The sequence below is a fragment of the Ectobacillus sp. OTK genome, assembly GCF_059698935.1.
This window is the reverse complement of record NZ_AP048547.1, coordinates 2,859,931-2,878,656: the sequence shown is the minus strand read 5'-3', so window position 1 is coordinate 2,878,656 and position 18,726 is coordinate 2,859,931. Positions and strand designations below refer to the sequence as shown.

Below are 18,726 nucleotides of genomic sequence, written 5' to 3'. Positions count from 1 at the left end.
AAAGCTTATTATATATGGGTTTAGATGAAACAGGGAATAAAAGGAAAGAAACATATTGAGTCAATGTTTCTTTTTTTAAATGTACAGAAGAAAGGGGAGAATTGACCTTGGAGAAGAGATTGTATGGTGAATTTGTTTCTTTAACAGACGGGGAGTATATGTATTTGTCCGAAAAATACGGTAATCAGGAACTTAAACAGAGGATTGCAAATTTGGATAGAAGTAAGAGAGAGGACCCAAAGAGGCGAGAAATTAAGTCTGATTTCCGGGCAATTATAAGCGAAGGCATGAAGGTCGTTGAACCTATTCGTGATAAATATATGATTGAACGCATGAAGCGCGTATTAAAGCAGCAGTCAGAGCGAAATTGGTTTCTGTTTGTTATGGGTATTAATACCGGACTTCGTATCTCTGACTTACTTAAGCTTCGAGTACGAGATGTACGTCATAAAACACATATTGAGCTAAAAGAAGAGAAAACAAAAAAGGTAAAACGATTTCTGATCAATTATGAATTACGTAAAACGATTGAGGAATATACGGCATTTATGGAGGATGGGGAGTATTTGTTCCCGTCTAAAAAAACAGAGGGACCGCTCAAGCGCATACAGGCTTATAAAATATTAAAAGCTGCAGCGGAGAGTGTGGGGTTAGAGAACATCGGCTCTCACACTTGCCGAAAAACGTTTGGCTATTGGCATTATCAAATGTATCAGGACATCGCTTTGCTGCAAAATATCTTAAACCATTCGCACCCGAGCATTACACTAAAGTACATAGGAATTAATCAAGAGATGATGGATAAAAGCTTGGAAAGTTTTAGTTTATAACGCTTGAAGGAGTGCTGCTGCGAGATGTAGCAGGCAAAACAACGAAGTAAAAGCCCCTTTAGAACAAGGGGCTTTTACTTCGTTGTATACGGTTTATCTTCTGGATGGAGGTCTCTTGCCTCTTCGATATTCTTATGATTTTCTGTCATTTGAACCTTCCCGCCAGCAAGCCCTTCGTTAATCATTCGATCTACATCTAACGAGACCTTGTCCCTTCCTTCATAAAGTGTATCATTAGTATCCTTTTTCATTTTTCACCCTCCTATTTCACGTATTAAGTTACTTGTAGTTTATGGAGGGGAGAGGAGGATTATTTATTAATCGCTATTTCTTTTTTGTGAATACAGATTGTACCAAATGCTACTGAACAGAACGGCTGCTATACCAATCACTTAGCTGGACTAACCAAAAAAGTAACTAATATAAATCATCATAAGCAATCCGATAATAAAGGAATACGTAGAGACTCTTTCATTTCCATTCCCATGACTTTCAGGGATCAGCTCTTTATATACAATAAAAAGCATTGCACCTGCCGCAAAAGCTAAGCCATACGGAATAATCAGCTGTACTACAGACGCCCCAAAATATCCAGCCACTGCGGAAACCATTTCGACACATCCTGTAAGAAACACCAGCCATAATGATTTTGCTTTGGATACGTCTGAATTTAATAAAAACAAAGCAATAATGAGCCCTTCAGGTGCATTTTGCGAACCAATCGCAATTGCTACCATCGGCCCTAGCTTTGCATTTTCACTCGAATAGCTTAAACCTGTACTTAATCCCTCGGGAATATTATGAAAAAACAAGGAAGCGAGGACAAGAAGCGCTTTCGAATCGAAATTCACGCTCATTTTGTCTTCCACATCAATATGAGGGACGTTCTTTTCAATGAGATCTAGTACAATAATGCCAAGCAGAAGGCCTATTGTAACGGTGAGCAAATTGGATTCAGACAATGCTTGCGGAAGCAAGCCGAATGTCGATGCCGATACCATAATTCCAGCGGTAAAGGCGATTAAAATGTCTCTTAATTTCAAGGGAATGCGTTTTAATACGAAGAGCGGTAATGCGCCCAGTACTGTAGCCATTGCAGAAATAAAGCTTCCTAATAAAGCAGAGTTCATGATGTCACCTTCTTCATATACGCGATATAGTATGCATTGTTATTATAACAATAACTGTACAGAAGTGTTATGTTGTGCTATAAAAGGGATTATTCGTTTATGTAGGGAATATAAATAAGATAACAATTTAAAAAAGGGTATTTATTCTACTAGGAGGATGTTATGTCTTTGCTGATTCTGGGGGCTTTTCTTATTGTTATAGTTGCAGTTATATTTGGTGTAAGTGTATTTATTCGAAATCGAAAACAGGAAGGTACACAACTTGAAGGGGAGTCTGAACATATGGTAAAGCATTTATATTATTATTTAGTATTGTTTGCTACGCTAATGATGTCTATAGGCGGATCAGTCGGTATTTTTATGTCTGTTGCTGATTATGTATCACCAAACTCATATTATCAATCGTTTGCAGACTATAAATCGATGACGGTAAAGGAATCTGCTCCAAACAATCCTGTGCCAACAGAAGAAGAACTAAAAAAATCGTATGAAGAGATGGTCCAAAGCGAAAAACAACGTATTAAAGATAATGCATTAAACGGAATTATCAAGAGCTTTGGATGGGTTATTATCCCGCTCCCGGTATTCTTTTATTTTCAAAGACAAATCCGCAGAAAAGAAAGTCATTAAAAACAGCTTGTTTGATGCAAGCTGTTTTTCTTTATGTAATGAGTGAGCCGTTTCTACTTATGTAAGTAGCCTATATACGAAAAAGGAAAGCAATCATTTGGTTCATTGCCTTCCTACATAAACTCTATTTTTTTCCGTATTACAATTTTATCCTCTTCCTTTTCTTCTTCTCCTATATACAAGCCGCGTTCCTTTAAATATTCTATAAAGTATAAGTCAGCTTCTGTTTTTTCGTCATAAGGCTTCACAGATAGTACAAATCCAAGCTTCTGCTGCTCCTCTAAATGTACAGCAGAGATATAAGCTGGAATTTGATGCCGCAAAAAAAGTTCCTTTGCAGGTATTATCATATCCTTCATTAGTTTGACCAACACATTCATCTCAAACTCAAAGGTAAATCGTTCAATTTCCAGTAAGTCCGCAAATACCACGCCGATAAAACCAGTATTAAATATTTCCGGAAGGTTTGTTTCATCCTCTGTTCCTATGTAGAAATTTTTCTCCATTAAGTAATTAGTGAAATAAGCAATTCCTTCTGTTTCATCAAAAGGTTTAATAGATAAAACAAATCCGATTTTTTTCTGTTTATGTAAATAGACACAAGACAAGTGGACTGGATGATGATGTTCAGAGAAGAGAGCACTGATTGCTTTTGCTAATCCGTCCAGTACATGGTGCGCAAATTGCATATTTTTGCGTGAGAAATAATATTGCCTTTTTTGCAGATCATTCGTATTCACGAATACAGATCCGATAAAGCCGGTGTTTGAAATAGAAGGGGAGGGCAGCTTGCGTCCTTTTCGATTTTTTTTCATGATGCATTCGATCCTTCCTATACGTAAGATAAAACGAACGTTTGTTCTATATGTAATATAGTACCACTTAATGAAATAAAAGTAAATTGATTTTGTGTAGAAACAACGAATAAAAAAAGATGCCGTTCCATAGGCATCTTTTAAGGGGGAGAATATCTCCAAAGTATTGAAATGTTTAGGAAACAGCAACTTCTTCAATTTCTTCGTCTTCTATATAACAGTCCATTGTGCGCACATCTTTATCATCATGACTTCCAAAATAAATTGTAATGTTCATTTAGCATCTCTCCTTTATTTTAGGAATTCCTAAAACAATCGATCCTTATAGTATATAATACCATCTATTATACAATACTTTATTATCATCCACAATATGGGAGAAAAATTCCTTTTATTTAAATCGAAAGTAAATAAATTTTTTATTCATTTCGTAGAAAACGTCTACTTACGACAAATTCGTGAAAACTTTACTTCCAAGTATTCATTTTTTCCATTACAATCATAGTGGATTCTTTTTAACTAAGGAGGGTAGTAAGAAAAAATGAACGAAATAACAAATCCGATTTTTATATTTATTGCAACTATTTTAACCTTTATGGCTTCATATACTTCTCTTGATTTACTTACTTTGATGAGATCCTCTGATCGAAATAAACACTTTTTATTTATCGGCGGAGCTTTTACTATGGTAACGGGCATTTGGATTATGAGTTTCTTTGGAACTCTTTCTATAGATACGAATCAGTTGCACCACTATAATACATTGCTTATTGTTATAGCTGTTGCAGTAGGAATCCTATTCACGTTAACGGCTTTTTATTTTGTATTCAGACAAAATATCACTGTGTTTAATATATTCACAGGAAGCACACTCATGACGCTTGCAACTGTATTCATCCATCTAACTATGATGTATGGAATGCATATGAGCATGAAATATGAACCAGTCATTTTTGTGATTTCAGTTCTGATGATTTGGGCAGCTTTCAGCTTTTCTTTATGGATGTTGTTCTGCTCTAGAACAAGCAGGGTTTTGTTTAAACCTATAAGCGCAGTCATTATTGCTGGATCTATTATGGAAAGCTATTTTCTATTCGCGAAATCCTCCAAGCTCTTCACGAGAGGAAGCGAAGAAATCGTCCATACATCTTATGAGACGCTTCTTATATATGTAACCTTGTCTGTATCCTTGCTCGTTCTTGCAAACTTAATTGGAACAAGCGTCATTGCAAGTAAACGTCTTGCGGCTAGCGATACAAATCTCACTGATATCAAAGATGCATTAAATGAATCATCCATTGTCGCAATGACTGATCCAAAAGGAACAATCACTTATATTAACGACAAGTTTATAGAGATTTCTAAATATACGAAAGAAGAATTGATAGGACAGAATCATTCTATCCTAAATTCTGGTTATCACTCAAAAGAGTTTTTCAGAAATCTTTGGAAAACAATTGGCCAAGGAGAGGTTTGGCGAGGTGAAATTCAAAACAGAGCAAAAGATGGAACCTATTATTGGGTAGATACAACGATTGTCCCATTCTTGAATGATAAAGGCAAACCATATCAATACGTATCGATTCGGACTGATATTACAAATCGAAAAAATGCAGAAAACCGCTTGAAGGAAACACTTAAAGAACTAAGTGATATTAAATTTGCGTTAGATCAATCTTCTATCGTAGCCTTTACAAATGAAAAGGGCATTATAACAAGTGTAAATGATAAGTTTTGTGAAATATCCAAGTATAGCCGTGAAGAGGTCGTAGGACAAGATCATCGTATTTTGAATTCCGGTTATCATCCAAAAAGCTTTTTTAAAGAAATGTGGAGAACGATTGGACAAGGACGGGTATGGAAAGGTGAAATCAAAAATAAAGCAAAAGACGGTACGTATTATTGGGTAGATACAACAATTGTTCCATTTTTGAATGAAGCTGGCAAACCATATCAATACCTAGCAATTCGAAATGATATTACAGAAAGAAAAGATGCAGAAACAATGCTGCGCGTACAGGATAAGTTAGCGGCTGTCGGGAAAATGGCAGCTGGTATTGCCCATGAAATTCGCAATCCGCTCACCTCAATGAAAGGATATGCTGAATTTTTGCAGCTTGATGAGGAAAGTGAAGAACGACGAGAATACCTGGATATTATTCTTGATGAAGTAGATCGCGTAAATTCGATTGTAGAGGACTTCCTTGTACTCGCAAAGCCGAAAATAGTTCAATTAAAGGAACAAAACATTGTTCCTGTGATTCAAAACGTCGTATCTTTGCTGGAGTTTGAAGCAAGAAAGAAGAATGTACGTATCCATTTTGACAGCGATCAAGAGCTAATTCAAGTTGAATGTGATGAGGATCGCTTAAAGCAAGTCTTTTTAAACTTCATTAAAAATGGAATTGAAGCAATGCCGAATGGCGGGGATATTTTTGTTAAGACAATTGTTGACGACAATCAAGTGCAAATCTCCATTCAAGATACAGGCGTCGGTATTCCAAAGGATAAGTTAGCCAAAATTGGGGAGCCTTTCTTTACAACAAAGAAAAACGGGAACGGTCTTGGTTTAATGGTTAGCTTTAAAATTATTGAGAGTCATCACGGCAAAGTGTATATTGAAAGCGAACTGAATAAAGGCACAACGTTTAGTATTATATTGCCATCTAAAACTGCGTAACACAGGAGTATTCTTACTCCTGTTTTTTTGTGTATAGGAGTCCAATATTGTAAAGCATACTAAGTGACGTACAACTAATGAAACGGAGGAAGCACACATGCAAGGTGAATTTCAAAGTTCCACGGAGCAATCCCTATATCAGTACAAGGAAGGATTAGGAGAATTTACGCAAAAAGTGCCTCATATTGCACAAGCATTCAATGCATTTACGGAGGCATGCTTCCAAGAAGGCACATTATCTCAACGTGAAAAACAGCTTATTGCTTTAGGGATTAGCTTATCCTTACAAGATGAATATTGTACCATCTACCATACAAAAGGCTGCATAGACCAAGGCTGCTCAGAAGAACAAATCCTAGAAGCATGCGGTGTTGCAGCTGCATTCGCAGGCGGAGCTGCAGTGAGCCAGACTGTTACGCTTGTACAAGAATGCATGAGGGAATTAAAAAAGCAGCAGAAACACTAAGAATCAAAGCTCCTTCAGTTTGGTGAAGGAGCTTTGATTCAGAGAAATGAGGTGCTATTTTGAACATTGATGCGGTAGCAAAGCAATACATTAAGAAGAAAGTAAAGGCTTTTTTAGTATTACAGGATGGTAAAATTACGAAGGAGTACTATAAGCAAGCAGAAGATGCGAATCAACTCCATAAAATCAATTCTATTACGAAAAGCATTACAGCTACACTGATTGGAATAGCGATAGATAAAGGATATATTCTAAACATTGAAACACCATTGACTCACTTTTTTCCTGATCTTCCTGAAAACAAAAGAAATCTGACCCTATATCATTTATTAACAATGACAACAGGAGAAAAATGGGAGGAGTTCGGAAATGGAGTGAAGTTTCCATCTTTTTTTGTAAAATCAAAAAACTGGATTCGATATGCGCTAAAGCGCCCTTTAATTGAACAACCAGGTACAAAAATGAATTATAATTCCGGTTCCTCTCATCTGCTCAGTGCTATTTTACAAAACGTAACAGGAATGTCGACAAGACAATTTGCCCAGCAACACTTATTTGATCCTTTAGGAATCACGCAATACGAGTGGGAGCAAGATCCTCAAGGAGTTTACATAGGAGGCTTCAGCATGAAAATGAAGACAAAGGACATGCTGAAGCTCGGCCGTCTATTTTTGCAAAACGGCAACTGGGAAGGGAAGCAAATTATATCCTCTGATTGGATCCATCAATCTACAATGCCATATTTTACAACATACGAACACATTGGATCATATGGCTTTCATTGGTGGGTTCTGGACCGCAGTAACTTTGATGTACCAGTTAATTTGTACTTTGCAATGGGATACGGAGGGCAATATATTATTGTTATTCCTGATTTTAAGCTCACAGCTGCCATTAACAGCTATATGCCGAGAAGCGGCCTGATTCCGCTACGTATTTTTATTGAGAGCTTAAAACAATAAACTAAGAGCTGCATGCGGGGTGGATAAAATTACCTTTTTATCAGATTTATATTCAATATTAAAGATATAACGTCTTGAAGATCTTGAAGAGAAGATCACCTGTTACAATATGACATTGTTTGATAACATTTTAAGAAAAAAACATGTCCGGCAATGCTAAGTTCAAAAACTGAAGTCAAACCTGAATTTTTGAAGATTAGAATGATGATAAATCAATGCATTTAAAAAATGGGGTTATTAGAAATATCTTTAAATTTCTTTTTCGTCTCAATATTTGAAGTTTACTTTTATTTTGAAACAATATTACTTTCACTTTTATAACTTCCGATAATATATATTATGTAAACTAGAAACGAACATAATCAGTGCAAGGGCTTCCCTCTTCAAGTTGATATAAAATGGGAAGGTCTAGCATAAAAGAGATCAATGTCTTCTACTCCAATGTTTGCACATGTATTTTTTATTTCTTCTTTTTTATTTTATGGACTGACGCATTTGCTTGATCAGATGACATGATTGGCATTGCGGATGTTACTACTAATATCGAGGAGAGATGTCCCGTTATGACCCCTCTCCTTTGTTCTTTCATAAATAGATGGTATTCTCCCCGACTGTTGAACAGACTCCCTAGGACATTAAACCAATATTTATATATTTTTCTCTGTCCCTTCGGCAAGCCTCCTTCTTTTTTTGTCTATTTCATCGTATCTTTGCATATTTGCTTGGATTTCTTTCAAACAAGAATCTGCAAAGATAAACATCTCGTCAATCTCCGCTTTGTATTCTTTAATGATGTCAATAAATATTTCTTCACTTTGAAATACAAGTGACTCAACATCTTCCCTTTGTACTTTTTCTAGATTATCTGGATCTACGCCTGAAACAAGTGCTTTTAATTTAATACCTCCAATCTCTGTTCTGTCTTTTTGTTCTATAACTTCACAATAGATTTTATATGTATTAAGGGTATTAACAAACTCTATGCGAAGTAATTCGTTAATACGTCTGTCCAACTTATCTGCAAATACTCTTAATTCGTATGTTTTTAAATATACCCTAGCAAGGATGTTAGTTTCATCTTTAAAATCTTCAAAGAGTCTTAAAATCGCAGCATTAATTGTATTTACGAGAACTTTACCCAAGTAAAGTTGATAGAGACTTAACTTCTCTTCAAACGAATCTTTTTCGAATAAACAATTATTTGTAATATAGATAGGGGTTCTCCCTTCACACTCACCACCATAACTTCTATAATGGTCTGAGAAAAAGCTAACTATATCCTTTAAATCCTGGTTTTTAATATTCCTCAATATCTCTTTTGCACCGCTATCTGTATATTGTGGAACTTTTACCTTGGTATGATAAAAATAGCTTAATGCCTCTCCTAGCTTATCTAATTCCTCGTTATAATGAGCATAATGTGACCACCGATAGTTAAATTCTAACAATGTTTTTGCATTGACAAGCAGCTCATTCATAGAGTTTAGCGCGCCCAAACTTCGGGGGATTTTCTGTAAGTATAGTTCCTTTTCTTCTCTATATGAGGTTTCACTTGCAATGTCAGTTGCATCTTTTGCGAATTGCGTTGCATTTTCTGAAACCTCATATATTTTCTTACTAAAGAAATATGTAACAAATAGGGAACCAACAGCCACAAATAGCCCTCCTATTGCAGTTCCTAAAGCTATAAAAGCCACCCATGCCTCACCATTTGGTTTTTTATTTATAGCTTGCTCTGTATTCTTTTGTTCTACAAGATCTTGCTTAGTTTGTTGTTCTTCAAATAACAAACTATCCACTTTTTTTGTTAAACTTCCACCATCAACTTTGACAAATAAGTATATGAGGAATGATCCTAACGTCAAAAATGTCATAATAGTGGACAGGAGAAGGATCATTTTTATTTTATTACTATTCCACCAAGTATTTTTTTCTGAACTTATTCCTGGCATATAAACCACCAACCTTATATATTTTTTGGTCTAATTACCCTTTATACATAGCAAAATAAATTATAGCCTTTTATAAGTAATTATACGGCTATATCAGAGAACTCTAGAAGTGACTGGCGAAATGTAAAAGCCCACTCCTTTTTGGAGCGGGATGTGCGATAACACTGGAAATGGAAAACCTTTAAATTCCCCTGCTTCAACTGTGGGATTTACTCTTATTTTTCTAAATATCGGTATTTGAAAGTTACTATACGAGGGTTCCGAGATAATCTATAATCCCATTGTATGCTTATGTAGTGTACGTTCGAAAAAGATATAAGACGCTCTGTAAAGGCTAAACTAAGCATAGCCCACAATAATAATGTTACCAAATAAATAACCTTATATAGTTGTTGTATGACTGTGAAACACTTATTTATGAAGAGATTGATATATTTGCTGTATAGATCTGCCTATGTTCGTACTTCTGTCAATATAAAAAGAGAGGAGTATGATTTTGGCTCATGTGGTTGCTAACCTTATAGTAAAAAGCATGAGATAAAAACGTAGTGTTTAAACTGCCGTATTAACATACGCAATATCCCGATTCAAGCTATCAGGGTCAACTACCTTGAAATTCGGAAACCGCTCTTTGATTTTATTTTGCCAGTTTGGATGTCCATCGATAATCACAACGCTTTTTTCTAACAGCAAATGTGTCATCTCTTCAATAGAAATAGAATTTGTATCTATCTCTGTTTGTTAGACGAATGATCGCAGAGCTTCTGTCTGTTCAGCTTTTTGTACCTTCTCTTGTGCCTCTTGATAGGTTGCTTTCCTTTCTTGCCTCCGCTTCACTCTCCTTTGCCTGTTACGGCCTCGCTTTTAATATCTTTCCATTTCCACAATAGACTAGGGTCCTTGATAAACTCTATGCCTGATGGAACTACTAATAAGGTAAGTACCCCAGCAAAAAAACCTATCATTCCACTTCTAAATGATCCTCCCTGTTTTTTCTTCTCGTTTCTGACAAAATTATTCCTCCAATACCACTTTTTATTAACATTATAACATTTGAATTAATAGTTGTAATGTTTTTTTGAAGATTAGAATAATTATATAAAATGTCTTATATTCTCGTAGCCACTTAGATATAGAAGATGGTGGTTTTGCCGAAGGACTTTAAAACGGGGTCAAATTTGTACTCCTGAAAAATGTGAAGAAGCTGCTTCATGAACTCTAAGGAGCCGCCTACTATATTTACAAAGTGCTTACTTTCGTAAATATACCCATCACCATTAAAATATCCTCTTACAAAATGAGACATATATATTGATCTGGTCAATAAAACAGTCCGTGTATTGGGAAAAGAAAAAAAGGAGTGCCGCCTCCTTCCCCTTCACTCTATGATTATTCTTCCCCTCGCTCACTATAAAGATTTTTTGCTAGCGCACCAGAAGCATCCAGCGAACCCGGTATTTACAAACAAGAATGGCAATAAGCTAGATCCACAGGAACTGCTTAAAATCTTTAAAGAAACGCTTAAGAAAGCCAGACCTCCACCTAAACACTTCTGTCCGCGACATTTCTGCTGCAGGAGAATCGCGAAAACGTGGATTTTGAACAAAAGAAACGTGCGATTGATTCTTTTTCCTTCTAAATAAGAAATAGATACATGTTGTTGCTTTTTTAATATATCTATTTAAGGTCAAAGTGCGAAAAATAACGGGTTTATACTAAGAATTTATTATATCAAAAAACATAATCCCTCCCTCCTTTTGCTTTATAATCGCATTCCTCAAAAACACGTAGTTGACAAACATGGGTAATCTTCAACTGCTAGTACATCATGTTGGTAATATGAGAAAAAATGATTATATGTAAAAATATAAAAATCTCCGTTGATATTCAAGGATTAATACTTTTGCCTTTTGTTCAATTAAAAGAAATTAGACTAATAAAATGAAAAAGTTCACTTTATTAGTCTAATTTCTTTTTCAATTCCTACCATTTTGTTTTTCTATAAACAATGAATACTTAAAGGCTTATTTCAAGTGAATAGGTATTCGATTTTAATAATTTGAGGGAACACCACCAACCAAATTGTTGCTATCCACGATACAGTCTCTAGAATCATCCCATGAAGCCGATTAAATGCCTCTTGTCACTTAGAGTCTACAAGATGATAAATCTTTGCATATATAGCTTCAAGTTCCTTGGTCTTTTTTTCTTTCCTCTCCAATGCAACTTTCAACTCTCTCTCTATTATTTTAGCAGATTCAACTATTTGCTTTGTAATCTTCGCTAAAGCTTCACTTGAATAAAAAATTACGTCCAATTCCTTTATAATCTTTGCTAAAGATTCGCTTGAATAACCTCTTACGTCGAATTCCTTTTCATTCATAATTGTTTCGTATAAAGAAGAAATCTTTTTACATTGTACCTTTATATCAATGTAAGCACGTACGGTGTCATTTGAAAGACTTACTTCACCAATATTACATATATCATCAACAAGAAAATCAATTGTTTGCTTTACCTCTCTTAAATAATAATCATTACTTGATGATGAATCTTTTGTGGATTCTAAAGTTTCTCCTACTATTCCAGTGAGATAGTTTAATTTCTTACTTAGCTCAACAATAGGAGTTGTCTTATTTTTTATTTCTTTAATTTCAGTTATTAACATTTCATATTTAAGTTGAAGTCCTAATGTTGATATAGACTGTTTGGCAGCGTTTCGGCCTGATATATATGCTCCTAACCAAGCTCCCGCAAAGGTTGCTATTATTGTGCCTATACCTATACATAGTGTAATCCAATCCGTTGTTTTCATGGAAGTCCTCCTTGTTTGTTACTTGATAGTAAGTTATGGTGTTTCGCTCTAAATTAGATATTTATTCCTTCCTTTTCAATACCAAATTCTCTCCCCCGTCACTCGTATAGGACTTCCTCAACTTCATAACCAGGTTCTGCTAGCTTGTCCCATAATACATGGGTGCGAAGAATACATTGCTCTCTTTTTTTCTGTCCAGCCATGACGTTTCCTCAGCGTTATAGCAATTCTTTAAGATCATGAATATCTCCTTTATACAAATTTATCATATCCATAGCGTATTCCGGCACAAAATCGCCATTTTAACGTAGCCCTTTTTTTGTAATAATTATTTATATCCACACAGCTTGTCTTGTTTATTAATAAACTGTATTAGTAGCGAAAGCTTAAGAAATTACAAAGGAGTTATTAGAATTGGCTGCTCGTACAGTTGCTGTGTATGCTTTTTTTGTCAATGGCGCTCACCCTGATACAAATATTAGTAGAATAAAACAAGACATTAGTAACGCTAATAGTACATGGAAAGGTTGTATAAAATTCGTTCTAGAAGGTATATATTTTAGCGAAAGTAAACTAATAGTAAATGCTGGTTCAATCCCGTCTGATAAGGTCTTTAAAAATAGACAAGTTGATTCCTTAATTAAATATGCTAGAAAGGCTGCCGGTCATAAAATTGGAATATATGTTTTTTATGTGAACGGAGATTATTTGGCTGAAGGCAGAGGCAGGAAAGTTGTAGGTGCTGGCGGGACAGAATTAACGTATGTTGAAAGTGATACGAATTATGAATTGTTTGGACATATTTTACTAACCGACAAGGCTGCTGGCCGTTATACATTCGCACATGAATGTGGACATGTTTTATTTAAGCGTTATAGTGTAACACGAAATATGTTTATACATGATGATCCCTCAGGCCCTTATATTAATTTTCAAACAGGAAAAAGAGATCCCGCTCATAATAATGATCCAAAAAACTTAATGTTTCCTATATCCCCCTCTGTTAATCCAATCGTCACATCGCAGCAATGCCAAATAGCTAAGCAGAGTAAGATAGTCAGAAATAATATTGATAAAGATTATGGTTTTAGAAAGATTAAATTTTTTTAAAAGCAACACTTCTTATATCGCTCTTCAAGCAGCAATATATTGTTTTTATTTAGCCCATAGAGGATCCTGCTGTAGTGAACGTGTCAACTCCTTCTCCTCCTCCCTTTCGGATCCGGTATCGTTGACACGACTGCCATTTAATATTTCTTAAAAACTATATTTGCCGGACATCTCCTTACGCTTTCAAACGTAACATGAATTCCAATTTTTTTGTTCCATACTCTCTTGTTTTAACTGCACCGATTTAGCCTTATCCGGCATACATATTCTCTTCTTCCCATCGAGCTAGTTCCACGACTGGATAATCTCTTTTATCTCTTTCTTTTTTATAATATTGACTGCATAATAAGTCAATGTATTGGATAGTTTCATCTTCCGTACCGGATGATGAGAAACGCCATGTAACGATGCCATGATTTCAATGTCAATTTCCGTAAATGCAACTAAAATAATGACGTTAGCTCCAGCTGCTTTCCACGTTCCTCTTGTACCAATGACAACCGGCAATGGATTCGGATGTTCCTCTATATATTTTTGTACCCATTGTTGTTCTGTTAATGGATTCAATCTATCACTTCCTGCTAAATTCTTTCTATTTTCATTATAGAAAGAATTATCTGATCTTAAACTATACTGTATGTTATACTGCTTACAATAGACGTTTGTTCTATTAGGATGACGTTTTTATTAGCCAATTAGAATTCCTCAAAAAAACAGTACATATATTAAGAAAAATATTTGGAGGAACTTTTATGATTATTGTGAGTGCTTGTATGGCTGGACTAGCAGTTCGTTATGACGGGAATCATTCCCGTGTAGAGGCAATTGAACGATTAGTCCGTGAAGGAAAAGCCGTATTGGTTTGTCCCGAACAGTTAGGCGGTTTCCCCACTCCCAGACATCCAGCAGAAATTCAAAATGGAGACGGTTATGATGTATTAGATGGAAAAGCAAAAGTTATCAACATTCAAGGAGAAGATGTGACCGAAGATTTTATTAAAGGTGCTCAACAATCCTTAAAAATCGCACAATCGGTAGGAGCTACCAAAGCTGTCTTAAAAGAAAATAGCCCATCTTGCGGAAGTCATTTGATTTATGCGGGAAAGTTTAATGGAGAGAAAGTCAAAGGAGTGGGTGTCACAACAGCCCTTTTTGAACGAAACGGAATTCAAGTGTTATCGGAAGATGATTTTGAGAAATTTCTTGGAAAATAGAGAAGAAAGTACAATTGGTTAGAAACGTTCTTTGCAAATATGAATCAGGGGAATTACTGATTTATTTCCTCGGCAAGCGCACATTTGGACAAATTATAACATCATTCTCATACGGATAAGTTAAATGGATATACTAGGTACACAGCCATTCGGCTGAATCTAACAACGAGGTGAATGATCATGGCAAACCGTAACAAATTGGTGGTTCCTGGTGCTGCATCTGCGTTAGATCAAATGAAGGCTGAAATCGCGCAAGAGTTTGGTGTTCAATTGGGTGCTGATGCGACAGCTCGTGCCAACGGTTCAGTTGGAGGCGAAATGACCAAGCGTTTAGTTGCAATGGCGGAACAGCAATTGCGCGGTTAACGGAAACAGGCTCTTCTTATCAGGAGAGCCTGTTTTTATGATAAACCATATAGAAGTTCAAAATCTGATCAAACTACTGTTGTTCGTTTGTATAGCTTTTTGTAGATTTTATAATTAAAAAGGATGGTTTTCTTATTTCATTTTTTAGCTTAGGCATAGCCTCTATCCCTGCTTTTATAGCAACTGGTTCTACGAGTTGTTCAAGTTGAAATCCGTTTATTATTAAGTGGTTTATGAGAGTGGAGAATGTACGATGATATTTTATTACTCCATCGATATACCAAAATTGTTTACGCTCCCCTTCTTCTTGATAGTTATCTATCGGAAAATACAGTTTGTCTCCATTCTCATCTTTTACCCAACCATCCATTTTCTTTCTTGCTGTAACAATAGGATGTTCCGTAGAAAAAATAAATGTTCCCCCCTTTTTCAAACAACTATTTATCTTTTTTATCACATTGCTATAATCCTTTATATAGTGAAGGGCAAGAGAGCTGATAACTACATCAAAATAATCCATAGGTAGTTCTAATTCTTCTATAGAACTGTTTATATAGCTGATTTCAGCATATGAATTATGTTGTCTTGCAACATCAATCATATTTTTAGAAATATCTATTCCAACTACCTCTATTGCCCCTTTTGTTACACAGTACCTTGTGAACTCACCCATACCACACCCTAAGTCTAATACCTTTTTATTTGTTAAATCCGGTAAGGTTTCTTTTAATGCTGGTTGTTCAACAAAATTATTGTAATTAATCCCTGAGTCACGTAATTTCCTATATCTTTCAAAAAAAGTAGGATTATCATAGATGTTTTGTTTCATCTCCAAACTCCTCTCTGTGGCATTAGAATAATTGAAGTATTCTCCTTTTGAACTTTCTATCTACATCATAATTTTGGCATGCTATACAAAAAAGAAATAGACTTATATTCCTCTTTTAGGTATGATTTAGATTAAATCATACCTAAAATCAATATCTCAAATTAAATATGAATTTTGTAAAATAAATGATTACATACATAAAAAAAAGGGAATTTCTCATAACGAGAAATTCCCTTTTTTTATACACATTTAAAACTTTTCTTTTCTAAAAGGGTATAAAGACGCCGAAATACCTAAACGAAAATAATCAAGTTTTAATCTTTGGCCAAAAAGTTCTTAAGTGTTTTCCTTCCCTCCATACTACCAAGTCATAATCCTCATCGTTTATTGTTATTGAAATAGTACTACCTTCTTTATTACTCTCATAAAGCATTGCAACAGTACCAATTGCCAGTAAACCTATAGGACTTAATCCAACGAAGAAACTGCCGGTCTCTTTATACAAGCGCATTCCTCTTTCATTTTCTTCGTCTTTAGCATCATATATATAGCGTATAGTAATAACTTCTGCTTTGCGACTTCGTTCTGAAAGATTAACCTCTACATGGTCAAGGAATATAATAGAATCTTCTACTTCATCTCGTGTATACGGGCCGTCGTGCAAATAGTAATGATACCAAAAATGATGGCCACCTAGCTTTTTTAGCTCTCTAGGTTGTCCATTACGCCTACATGGATTAGGATCATTACCACTACCTTCTTCGCCTACAAATACATGTTCAAAACCACAAGTACTATTATTATGAAAAGTTTCAAACCATATTGTATTTAGCTTTTCAATCCATTCATCACTTGAAGCTCCTCTGCTTATATGGCCATTATCTTCCGCGTATCTTTTAGCTAGATTCATTACCTCTGTTTGAATAGCATATTGTAAAAATTCAATTACTTCATTTTCTTTGTTTAAGTTGGATACATCTTCTGGATTTCTGCGTCTCAATTTATAATTATTAAGTAATTTTTCAACTAATTCGTATGATTTCTTTTTGCTTTCGGGAATATGCACTTCAATGAGAACTTTTACTTCCTTATTACCATTTGAATGATTACAATTTGAACTATTAAATGGTTCTGGATCTACAATTACATATCCTTGGGAATCATCCTTCTCGTTATCACTTATTCCTTTTATTAAAGGTACTAAACCATTACTAGCGATATCGGTTTGCCATATACAATTCCAATCCATCATCTCATCCCCTTTCGGATTTGCCTATAATATTATGTATCAACTGGAGGGCTTTCTATCCCTTGCTAAGCGTCGAATCTCCAAGACCTTAAGAATCAAACCTGAAAGATGGAATGAACTAAAGCCCTTTCGTTTTGTATGATTTAAGGTCTTATATCAAAGGCAGATATACTGGCACTAAGTAAAGGATTAAGATAAAGATAGTTAATACAAAAAGAAATAATCTCTTTGTCCTGCTGAATAAAGAGATTACTTCTTCTGTAAGACGAGATTATTCGAATAGTAACAGACATCCCCAAAAAACACGGCAGCGTGATATGCCATGCGGTCCGTCGTTTGTAGATCAGCTACTTTCAAGGTGGACCTTTACGGACGTTTTAAGCATAACAAAAAGACTTCCGAAGAGGTAAAATCTTTTTGTTATGGTTATAAAAATTTATTTATCCACATAAAACCCCACCAGCATGCTTATGGGTTTTATGTGAAATCTAACATTGTCGTTTTAAACAAACAGGTTTCCCATTTTGTAAGCTTTAAATCTACTCTAACGAACGCTCGAAATAGCGCATCGTAGTCTATCTTTTTAAAATGTTTGTAGTCGGTGAGACACTTCAATAATTTATCTTCGCGAATGTCCGCATAAAACATCCGATATTCCTCTTGCAAGGTTTTATACAGCCAGGCTTGCTTCATGGATCTGCTTATACTCATGGCCTGATGGTGCTTCTCATCAATATAGGTTTTATATCTTCGCTTCACTTTGGGGTGCATGGATGAAAACAGTATGCATTGCCTCTTAATACGAAAATATATATCTGTAATATCAAGATTGTGTTGTTTTTTTGATTTAAGTAAGCATCGAGTACCTTGATATGTTAATCGTTCCATCTCTTCAGCCGTAAAAAACAATGACGCTTCCCTTTTTGCTGATTTTGTACAATCTGAAGAGTGGAATAAATTAAATATCCCATTCATTGATCCAAACGTATGCCGTATTGTCCCTTTCTTTGCTTTTTCAGGTTTGAAGTTTCCTTTCAACTTCTTTTCAATCGTCTCCGAAACCGATTTGTACGGCGATTGTGGTGTACCTTGAACTAGCACGCATAAACTTTCTCCTAAATTAAGGAATTCGGCTTCTAATTCCCACCACCACTCAGAGTAATCTTTATCTTCATTATAATATAAAAGCTGGCATAGGTCCGGTGTAATGGTGATGTATTTGCAAGCAAGAATTTGAAAGCCTTTTCTCCGCAAAAACGATAGAATTTCTTGTTCTAAATGTAGATACACCGCATCCGGTTTGCATATCACAAATCCTAAGTTGTCCCAATTCAATATCTATATCCCCTTTTTACCATATGTAATAATATATGATAATAGAAAAGTAAGATTGCTTGTACACAACATAAATTGGGACACTTACAGGTTTAATAATATTATTACTTGAAGATGTTAAGAAACAGCTACATGGCTACTTCAGCAGTGTAAGAAATTTGATTTTTGTTACGAAGCATTCTATTGTCGAATGCCTCGTTTTACTGTTGTGATTATGATTTTTCATTACTTCTAAAAGTAAATCCTATGCATCTACGAACTTCATTTCTTTGATGTTGCAGTTTAAAAGGCACGAACGGATTGAATTCATATCTCCCTTTTTGATATGATAGTTCCTATGGAG

The 18,726-nt window shown here is 35.2% G+C and carries 19 protein-coding genes; 8 read left to right on the top strand and 11 right to left on the bottom strand.

Annotated elements, in window-relative coordinates:
• Positions 1 to 287 precede the first annotated feature (287 nt).
• A complete protein-coding gene (locus AC6HZ4_RS14470; RefSeq protein WP_497495718.1) occupies positions 288 to 830 on the top strand; it encodes a site-specific integrase in 543 nt (180 codons plus the stop codon).
• Between the two features lie 74 nt (positions 831 to 904).
• Here AC6HZ4_RS14470 and AC6HZ4_RS14465 read toward each other — a convergent pair whose 3' ends face one another.
• Positions 905 to 1,081 (bottom strand): hypothetical protein, encoded by a 177-nt coding sequence (locus tag AC6HZ4_RS14465; RefSeq protein WP_497490278.1) that lies wholly within the window; start codon positions 1,079 to 1,081, stop codon positions 905 to 907.
• 150 nt (positions 1,082 to 1,231) lie between these two features.
• Entirely contained in the window at positions 1,232 to 1,960 is a 729-nt protein-coding gene (locus AC6HZ4_RS14460) for a ZIP family metal transporter (protein ID WP_497490277.1), read from the bottom strand.
• A gap of 162 nt (positions 1,961 to 2,122) precedes the next feature.
• Between AC6HZ4_RS14460 and AC6HZ4_RS14455 the strand changes: the two genes are divergently transcribed.
• On the top strand, positions 2,123 to 2,590 hold the full coding sequence (locus AC6HZ4_RS14455; protein WP_497490276.1) for a hypothetical protein: 468 nt from the start codon (positions 2,123 to 2,125) through the stop codon (positions 2,588 to 2,590).
• A gap of 113 nt (positions 2,591 to 2,703) precedes the next feature.
• On the opposite strand, the gene AC6HZ4_RS14450 is transcribed toward AC6HZ4_RS14455, so the two are convergent.
• On the bottom strand, positions 2,704 to 3,405 hold the full coding sequence (locus tag AC6HZ4_RS14450) for a hypothetical protein (protein ID WP_497490275.1): 702 nt from the start codon (positions 3,403 to 3,405) through the stop codon (positions 2,704 to 2,706).
• A gap of 541 nt (positions 3,406 to 3,946) precedes the next feature.
• Here AC6HZ4_RS14450 and AC6HZ4_RS14445 point away from each other — a divergent pair.
• The 3 genes from AC6HZ4_RS14445 to AC6HZ4_RS14435 all read left to right on the top strand — a co-directional run bounded on the left by AC6HZ4_RS14445 (position 3,947) and on the right by AC6HZ4_RS14435 (position 7,513).
• Entirely contained in the window at positions 3,947 to 6,085 is a 2,139-nt protein-coding gene (locus tag AC6HZ4_RS14445) for a PAS domain-containing protein (RefSeq protein ID WP_497490273.1), read from the top strand.
• A gap of 97 nt (positions 6,086 to 6,182) precedes the next feature.
• On the top strand, positions 6,183 to 6,551 hold the full coding sequence (locus AC6HZ4_RS14440; RefSeq protein WP_497490272.1) for a carboxymuconolactone decarboxylase family protein: 369 nt from the start codon (positions 6,183 to 6,185) through the stop codon (positions 6,549 to 6,551).
• A 59-nt stretch (positions 6,552 to 6,610) separates the two neighbouring features.
• Positions 6,611 to 7,513: a serine hydrolase domain-containing protein gene (locus tag AC6HZ4_RS14435; RefSeq protein ID WP_497490271.1), complete on the top strand. Its 903-nt coding sequence runs from the start codon at positions 6,611 to 6,613 to the stop codon at positions 7,511 to 7,513.
• 647 nt (positions 7,514 to 8,160) lie between these two features.
• Here the strand turns inward: AC6HZ4_RS14435 and AC6HZ4_RS14430 are convergent.
• The 4 genes from AC6HZ4_RS14430 to AC6HZ4_RS14415 form a co-directional block, all read right to left on the bottom strand.
• Positions 8,161 to 9,465: a hypothetical protein gene (locus AC6HZ4_RS14430; RefSeq protein ID WP_497490270.1), complete on the bottom strand. Its 1,305-nt coding sequence runs from the start codon at positions 9,463 to 9,465 to the stop codon at positions 8,161 to 8,163.
• Between the two features lie 552 nt (positions 9,466 to 10,017).
• Positions 10,018 to 10,158, bottom strand: coding sequence for a hypothetical protein (locus AC6HZ4_RS14425; RefSeq protein ID WP_497490269.1), 141 nt, complete (start codon positions 10,156 to 10,158; stop codon positions 10,018 to 10,020).
• 433 nt (positions 10,159 to 10,591) lie between these two features.
• Positions 10,592 to 10,771 carry an LAGLIDADG family homing endonuclease gene (locus AC6HZ4_RS14420; protein WP_497490267.1) on the bottom strand — a complete coding sequence of 60 codons (180 nt, stop codon included), beginning with the start codon at positions 10,769 to 10,771 and terminating at the stop codon, positions 10,592 to 10,594.
• 837 nt (positions 10,772 to 11,608) lie between these two features.
• Positions 11,609 to 12,280: a hypothetical protein gene (locus tag AC6HZ4_RS14415; RefSeq protein ID WP_497490266.1), complete on the bottom strand. Its 672-nt coding sequence runs from the start codon at positions 12,278 to 12,280 to the stop codon at positions 11,609 to 11,611.
• 414 nt (positions 12,281 to 12,694) lie between these two features.
• Here AC6HZ4_RS14415 and AC6HZ4_RS14410 point away from each other — a divergent pair, with 414 nt between their 5' ends.
• Positions 12,695 to 13,390, top strand: a complete 696-nt coding sequence (locus AC6HZ4_RS14410; protein WP_497490265.1) for a hypothetical protein — start codon at positions 12,695 to 12,697, stop codon at positions 13,388 to 13,390.
• Positions 13,391 to 13,675: 285 nt separating this feature from the next.
• Here the strand turns inward: AC6HZ4_RS14410 and AC6HZ4_RS14405 are convergent, their stop codons facing one another.
• Positions 13,676 to 13,957, bottom strand: a complete 282-nt coding sequence (locus AC6HZ4_RS14405) for a hypothetical protein (protein ID WP_497490263.1) — start codon at positions 13,955 to 13,957, stop codon at positions 13,676 to 13,678.
• A 185-nt stretch (positions 13,958 to 14,142) separates the two neighbouring features.
• Here AC6HZ4_RS14405 and AC6HZ4_RS14400 point away from each other — a divergent pair, with 185 nt between their 5' ends.
• Both AC6HZ4_RS14400 and AC6HZ4_RS14395 read left to right on the top strand, forming a co-directional pair.
• A complete protein-coding gene (locus AC6HZ4_RS14400) occupies positions 14,143 to 14,604 on the top strand; it encodes a 2-thiouracil desulfurase family protein (RefSeq protein WP_497490262.1) in 462 nt (153 codons plus the stop codon).
• Positions 14,605 to 14,784: 180 nt separating this feature from the next.
• A complete protein-coding gene (locus AC6HZ4_RS14395; RefSeq protein ID WP_497490261.1) occupies positions 14,785 to 14,970 on the top strand; it encodes an alpha/beta-type small acid-soluble spore protein in 186 nt (61 codons plus the stop codon).
• A gap of 73 nt (positions 14,971 to 15,043) precedes the next feature.
• On the opposite strand, the gene AC6HZ4_RS14390 is transcribed toward AC6HZ4_RS14395, so the two are convergent.
• The 3 genes from AC6HZ4_RS14390 to AC6HZ4_RS14380 form a co-directional block, all read right to left on the bottom strand.
• Positions 15,044 to 15,799 (bottom strand): class I SAM-dependent methyltransferase, encoded by a 756-nt coding sequence (locus tag AC6HZ4_RS14390; protein ID WP_497490260.1) that lies wholly within the window; start codon positions 15,797 to 15,799, stop codon positions 15,044 to 15,046.
• Positions 15,800 to 16,106: 307 nt separating this feature from the next.
• Positions 16,107 to 17,051, bottom strand: a complete 945-nt coding sequence (locus AC6HZ4_RS14385) for a hypothetical protein (RefSeq protein WP_497490258.1) — start codon at positions 17,049 to 17,051, stop codon at positions 16,107 to 16,109.
• Between the two features lie 474 nt (positions 17,052 to 17,525).
• Positions 17,526 to 18,383, bottom strand: a complete 858-nt coding sequence (locus AC6HZ4_RS14380) for a nucleoside-diphosphate kinase (protein ID WP_497490257.1) — start codon at positions 18,381 to 18,383, stop codon at positions 17,526 to 17,528.
• Positions 18,384 to 18,726: the final 343 nt, after the last annotated feature.

Excerpts from the sequence above, each read along its gene's own strand:
- AC6HZ4_RS14470 (WP_497495718.1), top strand. The coding sequence starts at position 288 with ATGAAGGTCGTTGAACCTATTCGTGATAAATATATGATTGAACGCATG.
- AC6HZ4_RS14430 (WP_497490270.1), bottom strand. The coding sequence starts at position 9,465 with ATGCCAGGAATAAGTTCAGAAAAAAATACTTGGTGGAATAGTAATAAA.
- AC6HZ4_RS14440 (WP_497490272.1), top strand. The coding sequence starts at position 6,183 with ATGCAAGGTGAATTTCAAAGTTCCACGGAGCAATCCCTATATCAGTAC.
- AC6HZ4_RS14455 (WP_497490276.1), top strand. The coding sequence starts at position 2,123 with ATGTCTTTGCTGATTCTGGGGGCTTTTCTTATTGTTATAGTTGCAGTT.
- AC6HZ4_RS14400 (WP_497490262.1), top strand. The coding sequence starts at position 14,143 with ATGATTATTGTGAGTGCTTGTATGGCTGGACTAGCAGTTCGTTATGAC.
- AC6HZ4_RS14385 (WP_497490258.1), bottom strand. The coding sequence starts at position 17,051 with ATGATGGATTGGAATTGTATATGGCAAACCGATATCGCTAGTAATGGT.
- AC6HZ4_RS14450 (WP_497490275.1), bottom strand. The coding sequence starts at position 3,405 with ATGAAAAAAAATCGAAAAGGACGCAAGCTGCCCTCCCCTTCTATTTCA.
- AC6HZ4_RS14415 (WP_497490266.1), bottom strand. The coding sequence starts at position 12,280 with ATGAAAACAACGGATTGGATTACACTATGTATAGGTATAGGCACAATA.
- AC6HZ4_RS14445 (WP_497490273.1), top strand. The coding sequence starts at position 3,947 with ATGAACGAAATAACAAATCCGATTTTTATATTTATTGCAACTATTTTA.
- AC6HZ4_RS14420 (WP_497490267.1), bottom strand. The coding sequence starts at position 10,771 with ATGTCTCATTTTGTAAGAGGATATTTTAATGGTGATGGGTATATTTAC.
- AC6HZ4_RS14460 (WP_497490277.1), bottom strand. The coding sequence starts at position 1,960 with ATGAACTCTGCTTTATTAGGAAGCTTTATTTCTGCAATGGCTACAGTA.
- AC6HZ4_RS14395 (WP_497490261.1), top strand. The coding sequence starts at position 14,785 with ATGGCAAACCGTAACAAATTGGTGGTTCCTGGTGCTGCATCTGCGTTA.
- AC6HZ4_RS14390 (WP_497490260.1), bottom strand. The coding sequence starts at position 15,799 with ATGAAACAAAACATCTATGATAATCCTACTTTTTTTGAAAGATATAGG.
- AC6HZ4_RS14465 (WP_497490278.1), bottom strand. The coding sequence starts at position 1,081 with ATGAAAAAGGATACTAATGATACACTTTATGAAGGAAGGGACAAGGTC.